Here is a 23,932-nt window from a genome sequence, read left to right as displayed (position 1 = left end):
TGTTATTGGGGAAAGGAAAGGGCGCGTATGGATTTTCTAGCGATTGCTGCTTTTTTAGGGGCGGCAGTATTATTGACATTGATGCCTGGCCCGGACAATTTATTTGTTTTGGCCCAGAGCATAGCAAAAGGGAAAAAAGCAGGACTAGCCACTTCGTTTGGCTTGTGTACAGGGCTGCTCTTTCATATTGCAGCCGCGACAGTGGGCTTATCCGCATTGGTCTATCAATCGTCTTTGGCTTTTGCGCTCGTGAAATACGCGGGTGCAGCTTATTTGCTGTATTTGGCTTATAAATCTTTTCGCGATAGAAGTTCCGGGTTTTCTTTGGACGAGGAAAGCTCTTTGAACCACACAGCGCTGTATAAAAGGGGAGTCATCATGAACCTCTTGAACCCGAAAGTTTCGCTGTTTTTTCTCGCGCTGTTCCCGCAATTCATCAATTATTCCGTAGGCAATATCCCAGGACAGATGCTTGTTTATGGACTGGTGTTTCTGCTTCAAGCGCTTGTGATTTTTTCCTTGATCAGCATATTTGCTGGAAGTGTCGGAGCTTTCCTGCAAAAAAGCCCCTCCATGTCTAGACGGATCAACCAGCTGCAGGGATCGCTATTTGCGCTTATTGCCTTTAATATTGCTTTTAGCAAGAAATAGTAAGATTGTGCTAAAAAAGCCAACAACATTTAGGGAATTCCCAAATGTTGTTGGCTTTTTTAATTTCCAGACTGCACTTTATAATTTCTTACAATCATTCCATTTGTTTTTGTCATTCCAAATTTCTCGTAATAAGGAACCAAGTCGTCATCACAACATAAATCGACCATGTAGATATCATGAAGTTCTTCCAGCATCCGATCTACCAGTTCCTTGCCTATTCCAAGATTTTTATATTCAGGCAAGACTTCAAGGAAAGGGATATAGGCCGACAAAACACCGTCGCTAATAGCAGTGATAAACCCGATTACCCGGGATGCCTTGTCATCTAGTGCAACGATAGCTTTACTGCTGTTTTCTAGTAGTCTTAAATGAGTATGGGGATTTGGCGGGTTAGGCCAGTCAACAAAAAAACCTTCCAACATATCAGATGAAACACCTTCAAGAGATTTCTTGTAAATCATATTTGGATACGCCCCTTTTAAATCGTGATCAAATCCCCGAACAGCGTAATCAACAGTAAACTTACTGCCCCGACGGATAATGCTGCGATAAAGCCGATGTAAAACGGCTTGATGCCCAGTCCTTTGAAAATCTTCAAATTGGTCGACAAACCGACACCTGCCATTGCAAGGCCAAGCATATAGGTCGATCCGAACGAACTCCAGAAGCTGTGAAAACTTTCCCAAGCTGCAGGCGAAAACAAGCCGAAGGCACTGCCGCTTGATAAAGAGGTTGCATCGCCAACTGTCCGCAGGAGCGACAGGAACAAAAAACCTAAAATGAACAAGGGAAATAGCTTATACCATTTCGGAAGCGTTCCAGCTTTGTCTTGGCCATTTTTCGCGGTGCTGCGGAAAAATAAGAACGATATGTATGGCACGACGGCAATTATAAAGACGTTGCGCGTCAATTTAGTAATGGTCGCTACATCGACAACAACCGGCGAATCGTATACTTGGCCGTAGATGAGGGCTGCGCCGGTCACTTGCGCTGTATCATGAATGGCAGTTCCCAAGAACAAACCCGCTTTGATCGGTTCGTCGGCAAAGAAGAAATGCGCCAAATATGGATAAAACAACATGCCAATCAAGCCGAAAATCGTGATGTTCGCAACCGCATAAGAAACTTCGTTTTCTTTTGCATTAATGACTGGAGCCGTTGCCATAATAGCGGTGACACCGCAGATGCCGGTCCCGTTCGCAATCAAAGTGCCAAGCCGGTTCGACTGATTGAGTTTATCTGTGAAATACAATGTGACAAACAATCCAGCTGAGATACAAGCAACAATAAGCGGCAGTCCCCAAGCACCAAGTTTCAACGCTTCGGTTAGACTCAAACGCAAGCCGAGCAAAATGATCCCGGCGCGCAATGCGTATTTGACGGAAAAGCCGATGCCGGTTTTAAAGAGGTCTGGCATTCCGATAATGTTGCGGATGAGGATGCCCAGCAGGATCGCTACAAATATCCCCGAAACAGGGCTTGCGCTGCCTTCCGGCAAAACGCCGGTTGTTAATAGCAGAACTCCAATCAAGTCAGCTCCATAGATTCCTGTCAGCATGACGATAAGACAAGCAAACAGACCTGGAATAAGACCGATTGGCCAATAATTTTTTTTAACAGTCATTTTCTTCTCCTTATAAACATACAAAGGTTTTATAAATTTCATTATAGCCGTTTTCAAAATAGAAAGCCGTACTTTTCGTTGTAAGAAGCCTTCGTGCTATAATTAGCACGAATAGCCATAGAAATGGGAGGGTTTATATTGAAAAGAACAGCTATCGCTTTTTTGATGCTTATTGCTTCATTTCTTGGCGGCTGCTCAGCCCTTGAAGGAGCAAGTAATACACTGACATATGCAACGGAAGTAACGGAATTTGCGAATGAGGCTACAATTTTTGCGAAAGATACACCGGCATTGGCGAAGCAAGCGGTCAGCGATAAAGAAGCGGCTGCAGAATTGGAAGCAAGTCTGCAAGTGATGAAAACCAATATAGAAGAATTCAATGAACTGGAACCGCCGGAAATGGCAGCGGACCTTCACCAGCAAGTGGTGAACCAGAACAACAAAGCGCTTGAAGGAATCGATTTGTACTTGAATAACATCAAAGACGGAACATTGGATCCGGCTGTGCTTGAGAATAATGAGGCGTTCAAATCCCTTGGCGAAATCAAAAACATCGTCGATCAGATCAGAGAACTGGTCGGACAATAAGAACAAAAGCAAAAAGCTGTCCCGAATTAGGGCAGCTTTTTTAATTGGCAAAGTGGTGCTTGCCGATTTGTTTGATGAAGTTCCGTGTGAAGATCCACTTATCGGAAACCTGCGCGGGATTATAATAATATGTCGCCCCGGAAGAGGGATCCCATCCAAGCATTGCGTCTTTTACTGCCTGGTAGGCAGAAGTGTTTGGCGATAACCAGTACTGGCCATCATTCACAGCAGTGAAGGCATTGCGCTGGAAAATGACACCGCTGATTGAATTTGGGAAACGGGAGGAATCTGCACGGTTCAAAATGACCGCGGCTACTGCAACTTGGCCTGTATAACTCTCGCCGCGCGCTTCACCGTGAACAATGCGCGCCATCATATGTACTTTATCAAGCATGCCGCGGGTTAGCGGCCCGGTATAGCCAGTGGCAGGAACTCCGAAATCCCGCTGGAATTTCGTGACTGCAGTTTCAGTGATGGGACCGTAATATCCCGTAACGCCGGTATTAAAATACCCCATTTTCTTCAATGTCGATTGCAATTCGCTTACTTTTTGTCCAGTAGACCCGTTATGCATGTCAGAAGCATGAGCCGAAGCCTCAAGTTGAGAAAAACCAAAAAATCCGACCAATAATAATCCAAAAACAATTGCCTTTATTTTTTTCATTCTTTCTCTCCCTTCCATCCATATATCAATGGAGACTAGTTTTAGTATAAAGTTCTAAAAGTCAAATTTATATCCAACAGACTTACTTGATTTAGCCTAAATAAAAGTACAAAAGACAGGTTTAACCTTTTTTCTCAAACTATTATTTAAAAAGAAAGATAAGTATTAAGTAAAAAGAACTAATATGTATTTGGAGAACAGATATATTCTGATAACTTTTCGTTATCAAATTAGGGTGGCGGAAGCTGTTTCATTCTGCCTCAAGTGTGCGTTTTCTCGGAACAGCAATTATGGCATATCCTTATTCACAGATAAAAGCGGGCCAAATAAATGACGCAGCGGGAATAGTCCGTTGCGTCATTTATGAAACACTATACTAAATGGTATTTTAAACTAAACTATGGGTGGCTTTTTCCCTTTTTTCAGCTCTTAATCCGCGTGAGAGCCAGATAATTGCAGCTAGCATTGGGATCAGGCTGATACCAAGTAAAATGGCATTTGGCACTGCTTTAGCAGTGATATCTGTAATTTCCATGATGGAAATCGGTTCTGGCCAAGTGGCCGGTGCTAAAAACATTAAGGCAACAGCAAGTGAGTTGTTTAGCATATGCATTAAAATTGGCACCAATAAATTTCCAGTCTGTAAATACAATAAGGATGCTAGAACACCAAACAAAAAAGCGCCAATGATATCGGCATGCAAAATGCCGAATAGAAAACTTGAGATGATGATTCCGCCCCATATCGAAGTCTTTTTAGCCAACCTTTTTAATAGCAACCCACGAAACATGAATTCCTCGGCAATCGGAGCCAATATGGCGATAGTAAAAACCATGAAGCCGAGATACAAAGGTGTGTCTGGTATAGGAGGAACTTCCATGAAAAAGTCTACAAGGCCCGGCGCAATGGGAAGCAGCATATAAAGTTGGAGCCAGAAGATGCCAAGTGAAAAGGCGATTGATAGTAATACCAAACCCGCAATCTTTGGAAGCCATGGCTTTACACCTTTAAAAAAGACGACATCAGATAAGGATGCCTGTTGCTTGCGGAAATAATAGCCGAAAAATACGGCTGGCACAACTACATACATAACCAATTGAAAAACAACATCGAAGGTTTCTTCACTCGCTTCTACGGCAACCATGGCAATTATTGCACCAATAACTGCAACAAGCATGAAGGGGGTAAAATAACGGAGTTTCATTTTTTCAAACAAAGGCCACACCTTCTTTCTTGTTAATTTTTACGGAAGCCGCAACAAATGGTTTCATTTTTCCAGAAAACTTATTCGAATTTAATGTCGTTTGTCCAAGTCGAAAGATGCGTTTGAATTTCTTTGTTCATTTCAGGGTCTACGTTTGCCAGTAAATCGATTTCGAAGTTTCGAAGGCCAGTATTTTTTACATAAGTAGTGGAAAACGCTGGGTCTTTTAAACGGATTGCCGTTCCATCAGCATCGACTGTCTTCTCGACACTAATGTGTAGAATCCCGCCGATTCTCCGGAAAAGATCTTCTTGATGGGAAATGAAATTACCGAGAGAGTAAATGACAAAACTTTTCCGGCCGTCTGACGTCTCAAGCCATTCCGCTGGCTGCAGCACATGCGGGTGGGAGCCAAGAATGATGTCCGCACCTTGCTCAGCTGAAAACTGCGCTAATTGTTTTTGTTCATCGTTTGGCATGCGTTCGTACTCTTGGCCGAAATGCAGGCTCAAAACCACAACATCCGACTGCTCTTTAGCCCGTTCGATGTCTTTTTTAATCTTTGCTTGGTCGATGCGATTGACCAAGTAGTCTTTTCCATTTGGTGTCGGAATTCCATTTGTGCCATATGTATAGGAAAGAAATGAAAAAATGATGCCGTTCGCGGTCCGTGTTGTAATGCGTGTGCCCTCTTTTTCAGACAAAGCCGAACCGGTATGGGCAATTCCTATCTTATCCCAGTACTTGATGGCGTTAACAATCGCTTTTTCGCCCCGGTCGAGTGTATGGTTATTAGCCATTGTCACCACGTCTACTCCAACGGTTTTCAAGGCATCTGCTACCTCGTACGGGCTATTGAAGGAAGGGTAAGTGGAAACGCCGATTTCACTCCCGCCAATGATGCTTTCAGAATTGGCGACGGTGATATCAGATTTTTCCAAATAAGGTTTTACTTTCTCGAATATCGGGTTGAAATCGTAGCCATTTTCTGTTTCAGCATCCAAATAAACCGAATCATGAATCAAAACATCGCCAATAGCAGACAAAGAAGCGGTTGTTGTGGCCGAAATTTCTTCTGGCGTGATTGCAACAGGATTTTTGCGGCTGTCGATGTCCGTGCTTTCGCTTCCGGCATTTTCATTGGCAGGCGCACAAGCTCCTAAAAGCAAAGAAAGAAACAACAGCAATAAGGACAGTGGATGGATCAATTTCAACGGTCTCACTCCTAAAATGAAATATTACAACTAATATCAAAAAGATTTAAGAAGTCCTTGATTTTTTTGCATCTTTTTTCTTGTTTCCAAAAAAACTTCAAACATATCTTACTTCATGTGAGTTGAAAAGACTAGATGTTTTTGTTTTGCATGAATAAAATTCCCTTTTGGAAAGAGGGTAATTTATACTACTAATATACAGGCATCGCCTTTGACAACTAGCTAAGTTCAAATCCTTACAAGGAGTTAGCTTCCATAGACAAAAAAAAGTCTTGGAAATTTTCATTTCCAAGACTTTTTAAGTTAAAGTTTCATCGCGATTTTCCTGTTCTTCGCTGGCTTCTATCATTTCGTAAAGATCATTCATATAATCAAAGATTTTCGAATATGCCGGAGAACTGCTAGGTGTTTTTTCAAGCACGGCTTTCGCTTTACCATACACTGTTTCCATGCTATCGGTAGGCAGGATCTTTAAGGCGCGGGAAGGGCTATTTTTCCGCCACCAAACATTCATTTCATTGCCTTTTTGCTGAGTGCTTTCTTTGGAAAAGACAACATCATCATGTTTTTCTACAAGTTCTAAAATATTATGAAGCTGGTTTACAGAAAAGTTCTCAATCAAGTCTTCATCTGTATCTACTTTAAAAAAGATATTGTAGTTTTGTCCGAGAAAATTAATGTTTTTTGCATCAACTACAGCCATGATTTTGTAAATCACTTTATATTTTTCTGTAACTTCTTCGAGAAGCGGGTTGGTGGCTTCGGCATCAAAGCGCACAGCTTCATTAGCTTCAGTATTTTCCGCGAAAGAGAATGGAGTTGAATTCATTTGGATCATTTCTTGGATTTGTTCAACCGAATAATTTTTGTAAATAAACGAATACTGCAGGTCACGCAAATAAATATTGTACGGCTCAGCAACGATATAGTGGCCATTCTTTTCTGAAACTTCGAGCAGTCTGTCTACCAGTTTTTTAAGTGACTCCAATTTTTGTGTCATATGATGGCCTCCTTAGCCTCGGATTGATAGTTGTGTAATGAATGAGGTTATCTTATCACAAAAAAGTCTGATTAGAATAAATAATTAAAAATTTTTCTATGTAAATTTATTCGATGAAATAAATTTTGAATATTTAGATTGTTATAGAGATTAAATGATAAAAGGCGTATAATAAAATCGAATTTAAAACGTTTGAGGAGATGTTCAAAATGGTTGGTTCTGGCTTTGTATTTCAGACAGCAGCGACCAATGTCGGCGGACCGGAAGGAGTCAGTTACTTAGGAGATGGTTCATTTTCCACCAAAGTGACCCATCCACCGGAATTGGGAGGTTCGGGAGAAGGGCTTAATCCCGGAAACTTTTTGGCCCTTGGTTACAGCACCAGTTTTAATTTCACCTTAGCCAGAATCATGAAAGCGGAAGAAATTACTGGCGAACCGATGACCACCACAACCGTTGAACTTCAACCAGATCCATCAGACAATGGCTTCCAACTGGCGGTGCGGCTGGAAGTCGCAATCAAAGGAATGGAGAAGGAGGAGGTGCAGGAGCTGGCGGAAAGAACGCATGCACTATGTCCCTATTCAAAAGCGATGAAAAACAATATTAATGTTACAATTGCCGCTGTTGTTTATGAGTCTCTCGCCTAAGCTTATAAAGTTCTGGTAAAGCGCTTCATAGAAAATGCAGAAGAAACGTATTGTAAAGAGTCGCTTAGAAAGGTTCGGAGGATTTCCAAAAAGCTTTTACAACGAGCAGGAAATGCGAATCGCCATACCATCTATCCAGCTGAAATCTTGGGAGGGAAGAAGAATGGAACAACAATTGAATAACGCTTTTGCATTTGCCCACGGCGAAGGCGAAGCGTATTGGTTTCTCGGCACCTTACTGGAAATGAAGGCGACTGCCAAAGACACGAACGGCGCATGTGGTTTGATTGAATCCCTGCATCCACCTGGCTACGCAACACCGTTGCATGTCCACCAAAACGAAGATGAAATCTTTTATGTTTTAGAAGGAGAATTGACATTTACTGTCGGCGAGAAAACCATCATGGCTAAACCAGGGACTTTTCTATACGCGCCGCGAGGAATCGCCCATATGTATAAGAGTGAAGGGACAGTTCCTTCAAGAATTTTGATCATGGTAACGCCAGCTGGATTGGAACAATTTTTTGTTGAAGCAAGTGTGCCGGCAGATGAGTACAAATTGCCTCCCGATTCCATTGTTCCGGATATGGACAAGCTAATGGCGGCTGCCCAAACTTATGGTATTGAAATACAGGGCAATTGAAAATGCTGGATAAAGAGTCTAAAGGAGAAGAGCAAAATGCTCTATAATGTCGTTTTATTTCTTCACATTTTAGGAGCGGTGATCATGTTTATGGCGATATCCATATTGGCAACGGCAATGTTATCTATGCTGCATGCAAAAGAAACGGAAAAAATCCGTTTATGGTCTAATCTGGGTGTGAAAATTGATGCCTTGTTTCCATTGAGCACATTAATCATTTTGGCGCCAGCTTTATATTTGGTATTTTCGGCGTGGGGCTGGGGAATGGCGTGGATCAATGTGTCATTGGCAGCGCTTCTCGCCAATAGCTTCTTGGGGCCAGTCATCAATTTGCGTCGGCTAAAAGGCATTTTGAGCGCAGCTAATGCTGAAATGAATGAAGCTCCTTCCGCTGAATTGCTTAGTAAAGTGAGAGATCGGGTGCTTTGGACTTCAGTTTCCATCATGACTATGGTCACTGTGGGCATCCTTTTCCTGATGGCAGTCAAGCTGCCGCTGCTTGGTTCATTGATCACCATGCTCGTTGCCGTTGCCGCTGGTTTCGTTTTAGCGAATATTCTTCTGGCGAAAGTCAAGACTGCTGAAACGCCTGATACAGCGTCATTTCGATAATTGCTGAAGCTCTAATTAAAGAAGCTGGCCATGGTTATTCATGACCAGCTTCTTTAAATAAAGGAGGATATTGTTCTAATGGAGCTTTGAATTTCTCAAATTGTTTTTTAAAGTTTATACTACATATATGAAATGATTCATAGGGATATCAAACAACATAACGGATTTACGAAGGAGCCATTAAAATTTGGAAAAAGAAGTTGCACATGTAACTAGCATTAAACCACAGCCACTGGGTGTTCATGTATTTTATGCCACAAAAGATGTGACTCGGTACATTGAAAATGCGGTTTCTTATATCGTTTCAGGCATAGAGCAAGGAGATCAGATTTTCTTTTTTGAAAATGACCGCCTTTATCCAATGATCCTGAAAAAAGTGTAAAAGTTATTAACGAAAGAGCAGTTAGAAAACATACATTTCTTAAATAACTTTGCTTTTTATTGGCAAAACGGCAATTTTCATCCGCCTACGATTTTAGCTTACTTTTCTGATATCGTAACTCCCTTCCTCGAAACAGGAGTCTCTTTCCGGACATGGGGGCATATCGAGTGGGGAGACGAACAAGAAATCATTCACGATCTAATAGAATTTGAAAAAGGCATTGAACAAAAGATGCCTGAAACAAAAGCGATTTCGGTTTGTGCCTACGATGATGGCAGACTGAGCGAATTGCTTAGAACAATGCTGATTAACTGCCATAATTTCTTAATGACAGATGATAAAATATCCACGATAACCAAGTAACTTCATCTACTTTTAGCCGCTCCTGAGAATACATCCTTAGGAGCGGCTTTTTATAAGAAGAAATTCTTTTTATCTAAACAATCAGAATATTACTTGACAGGAATATTCCTATTAAGGTATATTACAGGCATGAAAACATTATTGACTTCACTAGCTGAACCCAATCGCTGGAATATCGTTGAATTATTAAAACAAGGTCCGCTCACAGTTGGGGAAATTGCAGCACGTCTCAATTTGCGGCAACCGCAAGTGTCGAAACATCTCCGAGTACTAAGCGAAGCTGGAATCGTGGTGGTCCATCCAATTGCAAATCGTCGGGTCTATCAATTGAATCCTGAGCCTTTCCACGAATTACAAGAATGGACGGAAACTTATCGGCATCTTTGGGAAAATCGATTTGACCAATTGGATAGCTATTTAAAAAAAGTCCAGAAACAAGGAGGGAAAGATGAGCGCTCCTAATTACCGCCTGCCACTGGAACCCAATAATTATTTAGGAGGAATACTTAATGACAGCCAACAATGAATCGAATAACGCTACAGTTACGAGAGTTGAAGGCCGTGAAATGATCATGGAACGCTTTTTCATGGCATCGAGAGAACTTGTATTTTCCATGTATACGGAAAGAGATCATATTGTGAATTGGTGGGGGCCAGTTGGCTGGACAACCACAGTCTATCAAATGGATGTCCGTCCTGGAGGTGTATGGCATTACTGCATGCGGTCAGATAATGACGGGCAGGAGGCGTGGGGCAAGAGTGTATACGAAGAAGTGGCAAAACCGGAACGGCTTGTTTTCACAGACGCTTTTTCGGATGAGAACGGCGCTGTATTAGAAGACATGCCGGTCATGAAAATTACAACTGATTTTATAGAAGAAGGAAATGGCACAAAAATCATCAGCCGTACACTGTTCGCTTCCGAAGAAGAACTGCAAAAAGTGGTCGAAATGGGAGTGGTTGAAGGAATGAGTGAAACATTCGATCGCCTTGAAACATATTTAAACGAATTTTGAAATGAAAACCCAACCGGACTGGACCCTCAACCTTGAGTGTCCAGTTCGTTTTGTATTCTATATTATAGAAGAAACATATGTCCTCCTCGATAGCGAAGTGTATATCCCTGCCATGTTTTTATCCGTTCAATAAGATATGGCCTGTCTTCGCAAAATAGGGTATTATCGGCTTTTTTAACTATTCATATTCATATTTGTATATGCGATTGAATTGCCAGAGAGAAAGTTTAGTCAAACAATTATCAAAATGTTTCATTCTTATCGTAGCGGCAATAACATGATTGACAGATGTTTGAAAAGAGCGAGGAGGGTTTCAATGGACACAAGCAAATATTTAGCAAAGCAAGACCAGAAAATAGATTTAAAGATGTATGCAAGTTCAGAAGAGAATGGAATGACAGAAAAAGAGCTAAAAGAAAAACTGATTCCAGAAACCGTTGAAAAGCTGAAAGAATTACATTTGAAACTTCAAGCGGAAGAAGAAAAAGGAATTATCGTCGTGCTGCAAGCAATGGACGCCGCTGGAAAAGATGAAGCCATCAGTTATATTTTCTCCAATCTGACTGCCCAAGGGCTGAAGGTCACTTCATTCAAGAAACCGACAGATGAAGAGTTGGCGCATGATTATTTATGGCGTTTCCATAAAGGGCTGCCGGCCCGGGGAGAAATTGGTGTTTTCAACCGTTCTTACTATGAAGAAGTGATTGCACCGCGTATTCACGATTTGCTTGAATCGACACCTCTTCCCGATGAACTCATTGATGAAAACATCTGGGCGATCCGTTATCGCCAAATCAATAATTTCGAAAAATATCTTGTGGAAAACGGCTTTCCTGTTGTTAAGTTCTTCTTTAATATGTCGAAAGAAGAGCAGAAAAAACGTTTGCTTGAACGGATGAAGAACCCGGATAAAAACTGGGAGTTTTCATTCAATGATGTTAAGGAGCGGCAGCATTGGGATGGTTATCAGCACATATTCGAAGATATGCTCAACCACACTTCAACTGAGTATGCACCTTGGTATGTGTTGCCTGCCGATGATGAATGGTATTCGCGATACATCGTCGCGGAAGTAATGGTGGAGCTGCTCGAAAAAATCAACCCTAAATATCCCACAATATCCGGCGAAGAAAAAGAAAAACTTGATGAAGCGATCAAGCTATTGGAAGAGGAAGAATAAGTGCCAGCAACCCGCAACGGAAAAAGATTTCCGCTGCGGGTTTTTCATGCAGAAAAACCGGTTGTTTGCGTTGTGACTCACAATGTTAAGAAAGTATAGGAGATGCTAAAAGATTGCTAGTGATAGCGCTTACATAAGCTGGTGCTCCAGATATAATAAACATGTAGCAAAACAAACTACAGGTTGAAAGGGGAATGGAAATGATTAAAACTTGGAGGAAATTTTCTCTTCTGCTAGTGCTTATGGCAGTTACACTCGTTATAGCAGCGTGCGGCGGGGGCAGTGAAGGCGGAAGTGCCAGCGAAGGCGGCGGTGGCCAAGTCGACGTCGGAATCGTTTTGCCGACTAAAGATGAGCCTAGATGGGTTCAAGATGAACAGCGATTCAAAGATGCATTAGCCGAAACCGACTATTCCACTGAAATTTTGTTCAGCCAAGGATCTTCTGCTAAAGAAAAAGAAAATGTTGATATCCTGTTGAACAAAGGCATCAAAGTGCTAATCATCGCTCCTCATGACGGCGCAGCAGCAGCAGCTGCAGTAGAATCAGCCAAACAAGATGATGTTACTGTTATTGCTTACGACCGTTTGATTACCGATACAGAGGCAGTGGATTATTATGTGACGTTTGACAGCCTTGCTGTTGGAGCGGCTCAAGCGCAGTACTTGATCGACAATGCTGAAGGATCTGGCGTGCCGTTGTACTTGTACGCAGGGGCTTCTTCTGACAACAACGCGTTCTTGTTCTTCCAAGGAGCATGGAGCGTGCTGCAGCCGAAAATCGCTGATGGCACATTCAAAATCGCCAACTCAAGCGAAGCGGAAGCTTTGAAAGATACAGCAGAACTTTCACGAGACCAGCTCAGCAAAGTTTTGGGCCAAGTAACTACCAACTGGGATCCAAATGAAGCGAAAAACAAAGCTCAGACCCATCTGACTGGCGTTGGAGCTGACATGAAAGGCGATGTAGCGGTACTGGCCCCGAATGACGGAACTGCCCGTGCAATTGCAGACGTGTTTGCTTCCGATGGAGAAGTGACAAATTATGTGATTACTGGCCAGGATGCTGAGAAAGCCTCAGTCCAATACATTATTGACAAGAAGCAGTCAATGACTGTGTTCAAAGATGTTCGTACACTTGTTAAAGATGCAATGGATATGGCTGTAACTGTTCTTGAAGGCAATGAGCCGGAAACAACAGGATCTTACGATAACGGGGCTGTTGAAGTAAAAGCAAAACAAACAGACGTTATCACGGTTGATGAAGAGAACGTAAAAGCGGAACTGGTGGATTCCGGCTATTACGAAGCAGGCGAATTCACAGGACTGAAATAGAAAAGACCATAGCAGTGCCTGGAATAGTGATAGATACGTCTATCACTATTTCCTTATTGTTTCAACGGGTTGGTTGAAGGAGGGGAAAAAATGAGCGAATATATTTTGGAAATGAAAGAGATTTCTAAGGAATTTACTGGCGTCAAAGCATTAAGCGATGTGAATTTCAAGGTGAAAAAAGGCGAAATCCATTGTTTGATTGGTGAGAATGGTGCTGGGAAATCTACTTTAATGAAAGTTTTAAGCGGTGTCTACCCTTATGGCGCCTACCAAGGCGACATCATTTACGAAGGCACTGTACAACAGTTCAATAATATTAGCGATAGCGTCAAAGCGGGCATTGCCATCATTCATCAGGAATTGGCATTATTTCCGGATCTGACCGTCTATGAAAATATTTTTGCCGGCAATGAAGTGAAACGGGGAGCATTCGTCGATTGGAATGAAACCATTGTCCAAGCTAAGAAATTACTGCAAAAGGTGAAATTGAAGGTTAATCCGGAAACACTGGTCAAAGATTTGAGTGTCGGGAAACAGCAGCTGGTTGAGATCGCTAAAGCACTAAGCAAAGACGTAAAGCTGCTTATTTTGGATGAACCGACTGCAGCCCTTAATGAAGACGACAGCGAAAACTTATTGAACTTATTAAAAGATTTAAAGCAACAAGGCATTACATGCATAATGATTTCACATAAATTAAAGGAAGTCATTTCGATTGCGGACAAAGCGACAGTGCTTCGGGACGGAAAAACCATCTGTACTTTGGATGCATCAAACGAACCTATTTCTGAAAGTGTCATCATTAAAAATATGGTTGGCCGTGAAATTGAAGATATTTACCCAAAACGCACAAATAAAAAAATTGGAGGCGAGATCCTTCAATTATTTAATTGGTCTGCTTACGACGTGGAGCTGGGCCGCAATGTTGTTAAAAACGTTAACCTCCACATTAAAAAAGGGGAAATTGTTGGCATCGCCGGGTTGATGGGTTCAGGGCGGACAGAACTTGCTTTAAGCATTTTTGGAAATCCGAACGCTTATAAACTCCAAGGGGAGCTTTTACTGCATGGCAAACAAAGAAAGCTGCCGCACACAAGAGATGCCATTAAAGCGGGGATTGCTTATGTTACGGAAGACAGGAAAGGCAACGGCCTGTTCTTGCTTCAGGACATAAAAAATAATGTGACCGCTGCGAATTTGAAAGCTATCTCATCAAATGGGATTATCAACGATAACGAAGAAATCAAAGTAGCAGGCGAATATAGAAAGTCCATCAATATCAAAGCGTCTTCGCTGGAACAGAACGTCGGTAATTTGAGCGGGGGCAATCAGCAGAAAGTGTCCATCGGCAAATGGCTCTTTGTAGGGCCGGAATTGCTGATTCTGGATGAACCGACGCGCGGCATAGACGTAGGGGCGAAATTTGAAATTTATTCAATCATGAATCAATTAATCAGTGAAGGCTTGAGCATTATCATGATTTCATCCGAACTCGGCGAAGTGCTTGGCATGAGCGATCGCATCTATGTCATGGGTGAGGGTGCGATCAAAGGCGAATTAGCGATTGAAGAAGCCAGCCAGGAAAAAATTATGGAGCTTGCGACGCAATAGGAGGGATTTCGGTGACGTTTTTCAATGAAGCCAAGTTTTTAATTAAAGAAAATATACGGGATTATGGGATGTATATTGCATTGTTTGTTATTCTGCTGACGTTTTCGATTTTGACAGACGGTTTGTTCATGTCTTCTCGGAATATCAGCAACTTGCTCGATTCAGCAGGTTATATCGCGGTACTCGCTGTCGGCATGACGCTTGTCATTGTCATTCGCCACATCGATTTGTCCGTTGGTTTTGCAGCGGGTTTTCTCGGGGCAATCGCAGCAATCTTTCTCACCCAAATGGGGGTATCCGTCTACATCACGATTCCTGTCATTTTAGTTTTTGGGGTCATTGCAGGATTATTCAACGGATTTTTGATCGCTCAAATCGGCATTCCCGCTTTTGTTGCCACATTGGCAGCCATGCTCATTTTTAGAGGGGCGCTTTTGCGGGTGACAGAAAGAACCGGAACGATTATCGTCAATGATGAGAAATTCAATGCACTCGGCAATGGATTTATCCCATCACTTGCAGAAGTGAATGGCTTGCATTTGCTGTCTCTCATCATTGGATTGATCGGTATTTTACTTTACATCTACAGCGAATTTTCCAATCGCCGAAACAAAATAAAATATCAGTTTGACGTGGTTTCTAAAGGCATCTTCACGATGAAGCTGATTTTGGTTTCAGCGGTCATTGCTTATATCACGTGGATCTTGGCTGGCTATAATGGTTTTTCTTGGACAGTTGTCATCATGCTGGTTGTAGTTGTCATCTATCATTTCCTGTCGACAAAAACCGTGCTTGGCCGGCACATTTACGCAGTAGGAAGCAATCCGGAAGCTGCTCACTTGAGTGGAATCAACGTCAAAAAAATCACCTATATTGTTTTCGGGTCAATGGGGATGCTAGCGGCCCTATCAGGAATTTTGTTTACCTCCCGTCTTCAATCAGCGACGACGACAGCCGGTACGTTATTTGAGCTTGATGCCATTGCGGCGGCCTATGTCGGCGGAGTCTCTTCAGCTGGTGGGGTCGGGAAAGTGACGGGGGCAATTATCGGTGCAATTGTTATGGCATCTTTGACGAGCGGGATGAACTTGATGGGAGTCGGAATTTCCTATCAATACATTATTCGTGGCGGCGTATTGGCTGCAGCGGTAATTTTTGATGTAATGACACGTCGGAAAAGAGGATAACCCAACAGGAAAGAAACAGGAAGGCTTAACTGGTCTTTCTGTTTTTTTGTTGAAACGAACTCCAACTTTTAACGGTTCATTAATAGGACTAAACAGCTAAGAAGGTCTTGTGCATATTAAAGCTTGTGGTAAGATGAAAATAATTAACTATTCACAAAAGGGGACGCTCAACTTGCGAAAAATAGGCATAGTTTTACTGTGTTTCTTATGCGTCGTTCTTTTTTATTTCACATTTCAGTCAGCGGAAAAAGTCTTTCGCTCAAATTGGGAAATGCCAGAACATGCCATTGAACCTGTAAATCAGCATCGCGTCGTCCTTATTACTAAAAACTTGGATACACCGTTTTGGGATCAAGTAGCACAAGGCGCCCGGGAACAAGCACAAAAAGAAGGTGTCGGGTTGGAGATATGGGGCAGTTATGGCAATAACCGAGAAGATTTTTTGGAAAAGATTGAAATTGCAATTTACTCGAAAGTAGATGGCATCATTGTCCAAGGCATAAATTCTGATGAATTCAACGAGCTGACAAAAATCAAAGCTTCTTTTTATAATATCCCCATTATCACAGTTGCCAACGATGTGCCTATAGAAGAAAGCTTAAGAAGAACTTATGTGGGTTCGGATCAATATTTGGCGGGACAGATGATTGCCGAACAATTGCTTTTTGATATGGGAACTGAAGGAGAGGTCGTTCTAATGAGCGACAGTCACCAGGAATATTATCAAAAGCAGCGGCTTCAAGGTATAGCAGATGTATTAAAAGATTATCCAAATATTCAAACGGTCAATGCCGAAACCCCCGATTCCAGAGAACAAATTATATCGACAACACAGGATATATTGAATAAAGTACCCGGTGCTGATGCTTTTATCGCTGTCAATGCCGACTTTACAGGAGTCATGGTACAAGAAATTGGAAAGCGCTTTCAAATTGAACCCTATTTTATTTATTCGTTTGATGATGGATCTGACTCTTTGCCGTTGCTGGAACAACAAAAACTGGACGGAGTTATTGGACAATCCCCGAAAACAATGGGGAATGTCAGTGTGGGACTGATCATTAAATGGCTGAACGACGAAGTGGTTCCCCTTGATAAAAAAGGGTACCTCACCGATATCCGGATGCTGAAAGCGAAGGAAGCGCGATGAATAGAATCCAGAAGAAAATATGGTCGCTTACCTTAGTCGTGTTGTTCATCATGGTGATTATTTGGGCGGCGCTGACATATTACAATCAAAAAACCCAAGACCAATATAACGCCATTTTGCAGCGTTATTTGAGTTTGAACGAAGTAACGGCCGCGAGCCAAGACCTCATTACCGATTTGAATGATTACTTGCTTCAGCCTTCAGAAGCAAATTTAAACCAGCTGGGAGCCAGCAAAGCGAATATCCAGGAAGCAAAAAGTGAGATTCTCATCTTAAAAAACGAGGATAATGAATTTGCCATGGCAAATTATATGAACTTAATCGATAGTTTGATGGAAACAACAGACCGCTCGCTTATGTATCAGAAACAACAGGAAACTGAGGCCTCGACAAATGAGTTTTCTGAAGCGACGCGCATCTCCAATTACATTTCTGAAACTACGCTGACTTTGATTGATACCGAATTGAAAACATATGAACGCCTTTACCGGGAAATCATCGAGCGATCAAACGAACTAAAAAAACTGGGCATTTGGCTGTTGTTGCTTATAACGTTTCTATTGCTGTTAATGACGTATTGGTTTTCAAAAAGCATTACAAAACCAGTTCAAAAATTGACGCAATCTGCCAATGAGTTAGCCAAAGGAAGATTTGATTTGCCGATCAAAGTTGAATCCAATGACGAAATTTCATTTCTTGCTGAAACATTTGACCGAATGCGCATAAACATTAACAACTTGTTTATGGAAATTCAGGAAAAGGCGCAACTTGAACATGAACTCCAACAAAACAAGCTGCTGCTAAAGGAAAGCCAGTTGCAAAGCTTGCAAAATCAGATCAATCCGCATTTCCTCTTCAACACATTGAACATCATGTCCAAAAAAGCATATTTAGAAGGTGCTGAAGAAACAAGTGATCTGCTTGTGAGTGTGGCTGGGTTGCTTCGCTACAACTTAAAACGTTTGGATAAACCCGTGACACTTCATGAAGAAGTGATTGTATTGAAACAATATATGGAAATTCAAAAAGCTAGATTTACTGAGCGCTTGCATTTGCATATGGAAATTGACGAATCTTCTTTAGGAGTGCAAATGCCGGGATTGACGCTCCAACCTGTTATCGAAAATGCCGTTATCCACACGATTGAACCATCAGAGGAAGGCGGGAATATCTGGTTTCGCATTTCACACAGCGAGAACATAGTGATAATTGAAATCGAAGATGACGGCCAGGGGATGACAGAAGAAAAGGTCAAACAAATTCTTAGAGGGAATTCCGAGCAAACCGAGGGCCAATCAACAGGAATCGGTTTTAGCAACGTCGTTAAGCGGCTCCGTCTTTTCTACGGCCAGGAAGATGTGATTGAGATTCAAAGTGCAATAGGACAGGGCACAAATGTGATGCTGAAAATACCGAAAAAGAGGAGAAATGACGAAAATGACTAAACTCCTAATTGTGGATGACGAACAAATCGAGCGTGAAGGGCTGCAAATGATTTTGCAGAAAGCTTACCCGAATCTCGTCATTGAACAATCTAAAAACGGTAAACTTGCGGTGGAGCAGGCTGGAAAATTCAAGCCGGACTTGATTTTGATGGATATTAAGATGCCCGGCATGAATGGATTGGAAGCGGTTGAAAAGATCAGTGCCGAGCATCCAGCCATCAAGTTTGTCATGGTGACGGCTTTTGATACGTTTGACTATGCGCGGCAGGCGATTAAACTCGGTGTGAAAGATTACTTATTGAAGCCGAGCAAGGCCAGTGAAATCATCGCAACTGTCGGTAAAGTATTAAACCAAAACGAAGAAGAACAGAAGGTTTGGGCTGCCAGCAAATCCCAGAAGGAAGCATTGCAAAAAGCCCTGACGCTCGTTGAGACCGATGTCGTCACCCAATTGCTATTTGACCATGTTCACGAAGTGCATTTGGACATGTTGGTTGAAATGCTCGACATCCAGTCGACAAACGAAAAGTTTGTTATGAGTGTATTGTTGGCGGATGGGTCCGGAAATTATTATTCGGCGATCAAAGAAAAAGTGCGCCAAACAAAAAGCGGATGGGTCGGCGCCCTATATGGGCGCCAACTTCCCATTATTGTGTTCAGGGAACCAGGAAAGTCGTTTCGGTCGCAAGCTGTTTCTTTGGCAAACGAAATTTTATCGGTCGCGAAAATGGAAGGCAAGACCGGCTGGTTTATCGGCATTGGAAATGTCTGTGGTTCACTCGGTCAAATTCGCCAATCTTACCAGGAGTCATTGATTGCTACGATGGATCTGAGCCTTCCGGTTAAATATCGTTTTTATTCGGATGTTCCGACAGTGGGAATTGAACGGTGCGGCCACTTGGCGAAACTCGGTGAAAAAGAGCTGTTTGACCAGATTCGGCTTGGGGAATGGGAGCAGATTGACCTTCATGCGCTTGAGTTGATTCAATGCTACGAAAACGAAAGAGCGGATCTTCTGCAAACGCAACAGCGCGTTTTGGAACTGCTTTGGATAGTTTCCAGGGTCATGGACGAAATCGGCATCGAGGTTGAGAAGCCGTTGTTTTCTCTACAAGCGCAAAATTATTGGCAGCTTCGGCAGGAAACCAGCCGTTTGCTGGAACGCATGAAACAGCATTATTTTGCCCATTATGGCGAGCTTGAAGCAGATACCATATATCAAATCAAGCAGTACATTATGGAACATTCCCATAAAGACATCTCACTGGAAGCATTAGCCCAGAGGGTAAAACTGAGTCCGATTTACATCAGCAAAATGTTTAAGGAAAAACTTGGTGTCAATTATATTGATTTTCTGACAGAATGCCGGATTGAAAAAGCGAAAAAGCTGCTCGGAGATCCAGAAAAAAGCATCAAGGAAATCACATTTGAAGTCGGCTATCATGAACCAAATTACTTTAGCAAGGTTTTCAAGAAAATAGCGGCGGTTTCACCTAAAGAGTACCGTAAAACACTTTTAGGCAAAAAAAGTTTGCCCGTTGGAGAGAGCTGACAAAAAAGGGGAGAGCCCGATGGGACGGTTTTATATCAGTTTCAAGGTTGCGCTGGTCTTGTTGGCGTTGATTTTTTGTGTGTCAGCGTGCCAAAAAGACGGGCTCGATGAAAGAGTAGTCCAGCAAAAAGTTTCCCCTAAACCGTCTAATGAAGTGGAAAAAGCTGAAGTTAAAGAGGAAAAGATTAAAATTGGCTTTTCCATGGATACATTGTTGGAGGAACGCTGGTTAAAGGATAGAGATTTGTTTAAGAAAGAAGTGGAAGCGTTAGGGGCGGAAATCGAGATAATGGCGGCGAGTGGAGACGACGCTTTGCAAATTTCCCAAGCAGAAGCCTTGATCAGGGAAGGAGTGGATCTCCTGGTAGTAGTGCCGCATAATGCGGAAGCTACTGCAGCCATTGTCCATAAAGCCCATAAAGCGGGCATCAAAGTCATCGCATATGACCGCTTGATCAAAAATGCCGATGTCGATTTGTATGTTTCTTTCGACAATGAAAAAGTAGGGGAATTGCAAGCGAAAGCACTGACTAAGCTGGTTCCGGAAGGGAACTATGTCTATATTGGCGGCGCTGACACGGACAACAATGCCCATTTGTTGAAAAAAGGCGTTTTCAACGTGCTGCAGCCTTTGATTGACAGCGGAAAGATTACCGTTACGTATGACCAATGGACAAAAGACTGGTCTCCTGCAAATGCGGAAGCCAACATGGCAGCTGCGCTTGAAGCGAATAACAACCGGATTGATGCCATCATTGCGGCGAATGATGCCACAGCTGGAGGCATTATCAAGGCACTTGAAGCAAAAGGGCTGGCGGGAAAAATTCCGGTTGCTGGGCAAGATGCAGAATTGGCCGGAATACAGCGCATCGTTCAAGGCACCCAAACTATGACAGTGTATAAACCGATCAAATTACTGACTAAAGAATCGGCTAAGCTTGTTGTCCAATTGGCCAAAGGCGGCAGTGTAGACGCCGAACAAAAGATCAACAATGGAAAAGTGGAAGTGCCGGCAGTGTTACTGGCTCCACTTGCAGTAGACCAAGCCAATATTGAAGATACCATCATTGCGGATGGCTTTCACTCACGGGAAGACATCTATGGGATGACAGAAAAGTGAAAAGGCACAGTGGAAACCGGTTGGTTCCTCTGTGCCTTTTTGACTTTTTACTGGAAATACAAATAATCGTTTTCCAAGAGCAAGGAATAGCTGATATCAACAAACAAAAAATACTGGTCAGATAATGGGTAACTGAATGTACGAACCATTTCACCTGTCTCGATATCCGAGTATGTATCGGACAAAATTCCTTTATGCCATGTTTTCATATGCATCGTGTTTTCTAAAAAATAAGGGCGGAATGCCCAATGGGAACCGTACTGATCCTTTTCGGCTTCCCACGATTGCAGACGTTTTCTGAAATTTGAAGAGATTTGTTGGCCATTGCTGTCGCAGATATAAATACGAAAGCTTTCTTCATTGAAGGAATTTTTCACGGCTTCTATGAAAGGGTCAGCCGTTTCCGGACCTTGCCATTGATTCAGCAATTTTTTAATCTTCTCCTCACAAGCCAAGGTAAATGCCAAACGCCCTTCAACGCGGGATTTTTCAAGTTGCACAAATGCCTTTACTTTTTCACCGACATCGACTGCCAACGATTTGGTGGATAAAAAGTCGAAATCAGGATTTGCCAAATAAAATCCTTGGTAATAATGGCCGCCATGCTTCCACGCAAAATAGAGCTGGTGATTGTCTTCAATATTTTCATAAGACAATTTCGCGCCGATTCGCCGGGCTAAAACAGACAAAGAATAAATAATGTCCTGGAAAACTTCCTGGTTGTGCTGGCGGATAATACTCGTATCGATTTTTAGTATATGGGGCTTAAGCTGCCGGATGCGGTCAATGTTGGAGCTTTTTGCGCCGACATGATCCACCGCAATTTGGATTCCATAAGTTTTGTAATAAATCAGCAAATGCTCCAACACGCCGAAATCTTCATCAAAATCGTGTTCAGTAATCTCCAGCACAATTCGGTTCATCGCGAAGCCTTTTTTCTCATATACTTTTAAGGTCTGTAAAAAGTCTTCACCGCTGTTTATCAATAATTGTTTTGCATTGCGGTTGATGAAAAGCGAACATTCGTTTTTCTCCTCAAGCATTTTGGTGATCGCCAAATGCAAGATATGCTGGTCAACTTCAACTTTATATTCATCCGGAACATCACTATCATTAAAAAAATCACCTAAACTGACCCATTGGCCATTTTCGCATTGGAAACGGCCAAGCACTTCATAGCCGCTAATGTCATGCTTGACTGCACTAATGATGGGTTGGAAGGCCGGGCGGACTTTATGTAAGTTTTCAAGAATTTCTAATGGATCCAATAGGCATCCCCCTTCGCAGCAATTTTTCAAATGAGTACCGTATAAAAAAAGGAATAAGCAATATCTACTTCTGTAATGGAAATAAAGATAAATCTACTGTCTATTGTGATATAACATTTCTGCTTATTTTCTTAGAATTTAGGGTATGTATAGTTAATTGTATCGAAATTAACTGAATTATTCAAAGTTATTTGGCTAAAAGAGTCTGGTTAATAACGGTTATGCAAATCAGAAATGCAAAGAGGTGAAAGCGTGATAAAGAAAAACGCAGTATTAGCGGCAATCCTCTTGTTTGGGACAGCGGCATGCGGAAAGGGAGAAGTCGATACTGCTGTTGACTATGTAGCACTTGGTGATTCACTAGCGGCCGGACAAACCCCTTATTCAGAAATCGGCGATGGCTATGCGGACATGATCGCCGAAGAACTTGAAAGACAAGAGCAATTGGCGGAGTATACGAAAGAGTTGGCAGTTTCGGGCTATACAACTGACGATATATTAAAGCAGCTGGCATCTGAAGACGCAATAGAAACCGTGCAAGCCGCGGACCTTATAACGATTTCTGCCGGGGCGAATGACCTCCTGCGCCTGGTGCGCATCAATCCAACTAGCGGTGAAGTGGAGTTTGATGAAGCACAGATGGAAAAAGAGCTGAATAATATCCGTGGCAACATGGAAACCGTGATAACCAAATTGAACGATGAAGCACCAGACGCCAGTATATATGTAATGGGCTATTATTTTCCATTTCCTCATTTACAGGAGAATCAAAAAGATGAACTTGCAAACCGGCTTGACCAGCTCAATGGAATATTGAAGGACGCTGCTGAGGGGCAAGAAGCCGATTTTGTTCCAGTAGATGAAGCGTTCGGAGAAAATGCCCTAGACAAGTTGCCGAATGCTGCCGATATTCATCCGAACCGGGAAGGATATGAAGCAATGGCTGACGCTTTTTGGAATAGGTATCAGAACCGATAAACGGCACTTTTTTATTCATGGTTATTCTTTGAAAGTCCAGCCTTTTTCTCTGAGCGCTTGCTGTATGACTTTGACGGCTTTAGGGCCGACTCCATGCAACTTTAAAATGTCCTTCTCACTAACTTGAGTAAATTGTTCGAGCTGAAAATAACCAGCGGCAGAAAATGCCTGCTCAGCCGGTTTGCCTATTCCTTTTGGCAAATCTGTTTTATCGATTTCTGTCATAATTTCCCCTTCCTCTCTTTAGAAATAAAGAAGTTTCGGCATATCCTGCACAACCCTTTTTATGTTCACTTTATTAAAAGCGAAAAAAGCAGCAGGGGGAGCCTGCTGCTTTTTCCAGCTTGTTGAGAGAGTTAACGGTAATATGAGCGAGCATTCCTTAACCGATAGTTCGCCAACCAGCTGCGAAGCTATTGGCCGAAGTTATTTTGGCCAATAGCTTTGCGACGAGCTTGCGCAGGAGCATATGTTTTAAATGCCGCGGGCGAGC

26 protein-coding genes are annotated in these 23,932 nt (G+C 42.4%); 18 read left to right on the top strand and 8 right to left on the bottom strand.

The genetic code is table 11. From position 1 onward, the window contains the following. Positions 1-27 precede the first annotated feature (27 nt). A complete protein-coding gene (locus FQV28_RS15300; protein ID WP_146497378.1) occupies positions 28-651 on the top strand; it encodes a LysE family translocator in 624 nt (207 codons plus the stop codon). A 59-nt stretch (positions 652-710) separates the two neighbouring features. Here the strand turns inward: FQV28_RS15300 and FQV28_RS15295 are convergent, their stop codons facing one another. Next, the gene (locus FQV28_RS15295) at positions 711-1,115 is read right to left on the bottom strand and encodes a GNAT family N-acetyltransferase (RefSeq protein WP_146497377.1); all 405 of its coding nucleotides are present in this window, start codon (positions 1,113-1,115) and stop codon (positions 711-713) included. A gap of 17 nt (positions 1,116-1,132) precedes the next feature. Then, the gene (locus FQV28_RS15290) at positions 1,133-2,278 is read right to left on the bottom strand and encodes a YeiH family protein (RefSeq protein ID WP_146497376.1); all 1,146 of its coding nucleotides are present in this window, start codon (positions 2,276-2,278) and stop codon (positions 1,133-1,135) included. A 138-nt stretch (positions 2,279-2,416) separates the two neighbouring features. On the opposite strand from FQV28_RS15290, the gene FQV28_RS15285 reads away from it, so the two are divergent. Further along, positions 2,417-2,866: a DUF6376 family protein gene (locus tag FQV28_RS15285; RefSeq protein ID WP_255472976.1), complete on the top strand. Its 450-nt coding sequence runs from the start codon at positions 2,417-2,419 to the stop codon at positions 2,864-2,866. Positions 2,867-2,906: 40 nt separating this feature from the next. On the opposite strand, the gene FQV28_RS15280 is transcribed toward FQV28_RS15285, so the two are convergent. The 4 genes from FQV28_RS15280 to FQV28_RS15265 form a co-directional block, all read right to left on the bottom strand. Further along, positions 2,907-3,530 carry a cell wall hydrolase gene (locus tag FQV28_RS15280; protein ID WP_146497375.1) on the bottom strand — a complete coding sequence of 208 codons (624 nt, stop codon included), beginning with the start codon at positions 3,528-3,530 and terminating at the stop codon, positions 2,907-2,909. A gap of 388 nt (positions 3,531-3,918) precedes the next feature. Further along, positions 3,919-4,746 (bottom strand): CPBP family intramembrane glutamic endopeptidase, encoded by an 828-nt coding sequence (locus FQV28_RS15275; RefSeq protein ID WP_146497374.1) that lies wholly within the window; start codon positions 4,744-4,746, stop codon positions 3,919-3,921. A gap of 68 nt (positions 4,747-4,814) precedes the next feature. Continuing rightward, complete coding sequence (locus FQV28_RS15270; protein WP_146497373.1) at positions 4,815-5,957, bottom strand: CapA family protein; 1,143 nt, start codon at positions 5,955-5,957, stop codon at positions 4,815-4,817. A gap of 289 nt (positions 5,958-6,246) precedes the next feature. Continuing rightward, positions 6,247-6,948, bottom strand: a complete 702-nt coding sequence (locus FQV28_RS15265) for a hypothetical protein (RefSeq protein WP_146497372.1) — start codon at positions 6,946-6,948, stop codon at positions 6,247-6,249. A 209-nt stretch (positions 6,949-7,157) separates the two neighbouring features. On the opposite strand from FQV28_RS15265, the gene FQV28_RS15260 reads away from it, so the two are divergent. The 15 genes from FQV28_RS15260 (at position 7,158) to xylF (ending at position 21,193) form a co-directional block, all read left to right on the top strand. Then, positions 7,158-7,598, top strand: coding sequence for an Ohr family peroxiredoxin (locus FQV28_RS15260; protein ID WP_146497371.1), 441 nt, complete (start codon positions 7,158-7,160; stop codon positions 7,596-7,598). Between the two features lie 163 nt (positions 7,599-7,761). After that, the gene (locus FQV28_RS15255; protein WP_146497370.1) at positions 7,762-8,241 is read left to right on the top strand and encodes a quercetin 2,3-dioxygenase; all 480 of its coding nucleotides are present in this window, start codon (positions 7,762-7,764) and stop codon (positions 8,239-8,241) included. A 36-nt stretch (positions 8,242-8,277) separates the two neighbouring features. Continuing rightward, on the top strand, positions 8,278-8,853 hold the full coding sequence (locus FQV28_RS15250; RefSeq protein WP_146497369.1) for a hypothetical protein: 576 nt from the start codon (positions 8,278-8,280) through the stop codon (positions 8,851-8,853). A 187-nt stretch (positions 8,854-9,040) separates the two neighbouring features. Further along, positions 9,041-9,235, top strand: a complete 195-nt coding sequence (locus FQV28_RS19585) for a hypothetical protein (RefSeq protein ID WP_255472975.1) — start codon at positions 9,041-9,043, stop codon at positions 9,233-9,235. Positions 9,236-9,265: 30 nt separating this feature from the next. Beyond that, a complete protein-coding gene (locus FQV28_RS15245) occupies positions 9,266-9,598 on the top strand; it encodes an MEDS domain-containing protein (protein WP_255472982.1) in 333 nt (110 codons plus the stop codon). Between the two features lie 129 nt (positions 9,599-9,727). Beyond that, on the top strand, positions 9,728-10,060 hold the full coding sequence (locus tag FQV28_RS15240) for an ArsR/SmtB family transcription factor (protein ID WP_146497368.1): 333 nt from the start codon (positions 9,728-9,730) through the stop codon (positions 10,058-10,060). A gap of 47 nt (positions 10,061-10,107) precedes the next feature. Continuing rightward, a complete protein-coding gene (locus tag FQV28_RS15235; RefSeq protein WP_146497367.1) occupies positions 10,108-10,614 on the top strand; it encodes an SRPBCC domain-containing protein in 507 nt (168 codons plus the stop codon). A 316-nt stretch (positions 10,615-10,930) separates the two neighbouring features. Beyond that, positions 10,931-11,794, top strand: a complete 864-nt coding sequence (locus tag FQV28_RS15230; RefSeq protein WP_146497366.1) for a PPK2 family polyphosphate kinase — start codon at positions 10,931-10,933, stop codon at positions 11,792-11,794. 200 nt (positions 11,795-11,994) lie between these two features. Further along, entirely contained in the window at positions 11,995-13,128 is a 1,134-nt protein-coding gene (locus tag FQV28_RS15225) for a sugar ABC transporter substrate-binding protein (RefSeq protein ID WP_146497365.1), read from the top strand. 90 nt (positions 13,129-13,218) lie between these two features. Next, the gene (locus tag FQV28_RS15220; protein ID WP_146497364.1) at positions 13,219-14,739 is read left to right on the top strand and encodes a sugar ABC transporter ATP-binding protein; all 1,521 of its coding nucleotides are present in this window, start codon (positions 13,219-13,221) and stop codon (positions 14,737-14,739) included. An 11-nt stretch (positions 14,740-14,750) separates the two neighbouring features. Further along, complete coding sequence (locus FQV28_RS15215) at positions 14,751-15,926, top strand: sugar ABC transporter permease (protein ID WP_146497363.1); 1,176 nt, start codon at positions 14,751-14,753, stop codon at positions 15,924-15,926. Between the two features lie 172 nt (positions 15,927-16,098). Beyond that, complete coding sequence (locus FQV28_RS15210) at positions 16,099-17,076, top strand: sugar ABC transporter substrate-binding protein (RefSeq protein ID WP_146497362.1); 978 nt, start codon at positions 16,099-16,101, stop codon at positions 17,074-17,076. Continuing rightward, positions 17,073-18,521 (top strand): sensor histidine kinase, encoded by a 1,449-nt coding sequence (locus FQV28_RS15205; RefSeq protein WP_146497361.1) that lies wholly within the window; start codon positions 17,073-17,075, stop codon positions 18,519-18,521. Before FQV28_RS15210 ends, FQV28_RS15205 begins: the two co-directional genes overlap by 4 nt. Then, a complete protein-coding gene (locus FQV28_RS15200; RefSeq protein WP_146497360.1) occupies positions 18,514-20,073 on the top strand; it encodes a response regulator in 1,560 nt (519 codons plus the stop codon). Before FQV28_RS15205 ends, FQV28_RS15200 begins: the two co-directional genes overlap by 8 nt. Before the next feature lie 19 nt (positions 20,074-20,092). Beyond that, positions 20,093-21,193: a D-xylose ABC transporter substrate-binding protein gene (xylF, locus tag FQV28_RS15195; RefSeq protein WP_146497359.1), complete on the top strand. Its 1,101-nt coding sequence runs from the start codon at positions 20,093-20,095 to the stop codon at positions 21,191-21,193. A 47-nt stretch (positions 21,194-21,240) separates the two neighbouring features. On the opposite strand, the gene FQV28_RS15190 is transcribed toward xylF, so the two are convergent. Beyond that, positions 21,241-22,461 (bottom strand): EAL domain-containing protein, encoded by a 1,221-nt coding sequence (locus tag FQV28_RS15190; protein WP_146497358.1) that lies wholly within the window; start codon positions 22,459-22,461, stop codon positions 21,241-21,243. Between the two features lie 252 nt (positions 22,462-22,713). Here FQV28_RS15190 and FQV28_RS15185 point away from each other — a divergent pair, with 252 nt between their 5' ends. Next, the gene (locus FQV28_RS15185) at positions 22,714-23,439 is read left to right on the top strand and encodes a GDSL-type esterase/lipase family protein (RefSeq protein ID WP_186763909.1); all 726 of its coding nucleotides are present in this window, start codon (positions 22,714-22,716) and stop codon (positions 23,437-23,439) included. A 21-nt stretch (positions 23,440-23,460) separates the two neighbouring features. Here the strand turns inward: FQV28_RS15185 and FQV28_RS15180 are convergent, their stop codons facing one another. After that, positions 23,461-23,664: a helix-hairpin-helix domain-containing protein gene (locus tag FQV28_RS15180; protein ID WP_146497356.1), complete on the bottom strand. Its 204-nt coding sequence runs from the start codon at positions 23,662-23,664 to the stop codon at positions 23,461-23,463. Positions 23,665-23,932: the final 268 nt, after the last annotated feature.

The organism is Planomicrobium sp. CPCC 101079 (assembly GCF_007859275.1).
In the GTDB taxonomy this organism is placed as follows: Bacteria; Bacillota; Bacilli; order Bacillales_A; family Planococcaceae; genus Planococcus.
Note: the sequence above shows the minus strand (reverse complement) of the source record. Positions and strands in the feature narration are given on the sequence as shown.

Coding starts and splice junctions, on each gene's coding strand:
- FQV28_RS15300 (WP_146497378.1), top strand. CDS start 28: ATGGATTTTCTAGCGATTGCTGCTTTTTTAGGGGCGGCAGTATTATTG.
- FQV28_RS15295 (WP_146497377.1), bottom strand. CDS start 1,115: ATGATTTACAAGAAATCTCTTGAAGGTGTTTCATCTGATATGTTGGAA.
- FQV28_RS15290 (WP_146497376.1), bottom strand. CDS start 2,278: ATGACTGTTAAAAAAAATTATTGGCCAATCGGTCTTATTCCAGGTCTG.
- FQV28_RS15280 (WP_146497375.1), bottom strand. CDS start 3,530: ATGAAAAAAATAAAGGCAATTGTTTTTGGATTATTATTGGTCGGATTT.
- FQV28_RS15265 (WP_146497372.1), bottom strand. CDS start 6,948: ATGACACAAAAATTGGAGTCACTTAAAAAACTGGTAGACAGACTGCTC.
- FQV28_RS15260 (WP_146497371.1), top strand. CDS start 7,158: ATGGTTGGTTCTGGCTTTGTATTTCAGACAGCAGCGACCAATGTCGGC.
- FQV28_RS15255 (WP_146497370.1), top strand. CDS start 7,762: ATGGAACAACAATTGAATAACGCTTTTGCATTTGCCCACGGCGAAGGC.
- FQV28_RS15250 (WP_146497369.1), top strand. CDS start 8,278: ATGCTCTATAATGTCGTTTTATTTCTTCACATTTTAGGAGCGGTGATC.
- FQV28_RS15240 (WP_146497368.1), top strand. CDS start 9,728: ATGAAAACATTATTGACTTCACTAGCTGAACCCAATCGCTGGAATATC.
- FQV28_RS15235 (WP_146497367.1), top strand. CDS start 10,108: ATGACAGCCAACAATGAATCGAATAACGCTACAGTTACGAGAGTTGAA.
- FQV28_RS15230 (WP_146497366.1), top strand. CDS start 10,931: ATGGACACAAGCAAATATTTAGCAAAGCAAGACCAGAAAATAGATTTA.
- FQV28_RS15225 (WP_146497365.1), top strand. CDS start 11,995: ATGATTAAAACTTGGAGGAAATTTTCTCTTCTGCTAGTGCTTATGGCA.
- FQV28_RS15220 (WP_146497364.1), top strand. CDS start 13,219: ATGAGCGAATATATTTTGGAAATGAAAGAGATTTCTAAGGAATTTACT.
- FQV28_RS15205 (WP_146497361.1), top strand. CDS start 17,073: ATGAATAGAATCCAGAAGAAAATATGGTCGCTTACCTTAGTCGTGTTG.
- FQV28_RS15200 (WP_146497360.1), top strand. CDS start 18,514: ATGACTAAACTCCTAATTGTGGATGACGAACAAATCGAGCGTGAAGGG.
- xylF (WP_146497359.1), top strand. CDS start 20,093: ATGGGACGGTTTTATATCAGTTTCAAGGTTGCGCTGGTCTTGTTGGCG.
- FQV28_RS15180 (WP_146497356.1), bottom strand. CDS start 23,664: ATGACAGAAATCGATAAAACAGATTTGCCAAAAGGAATAGGCAAACCG.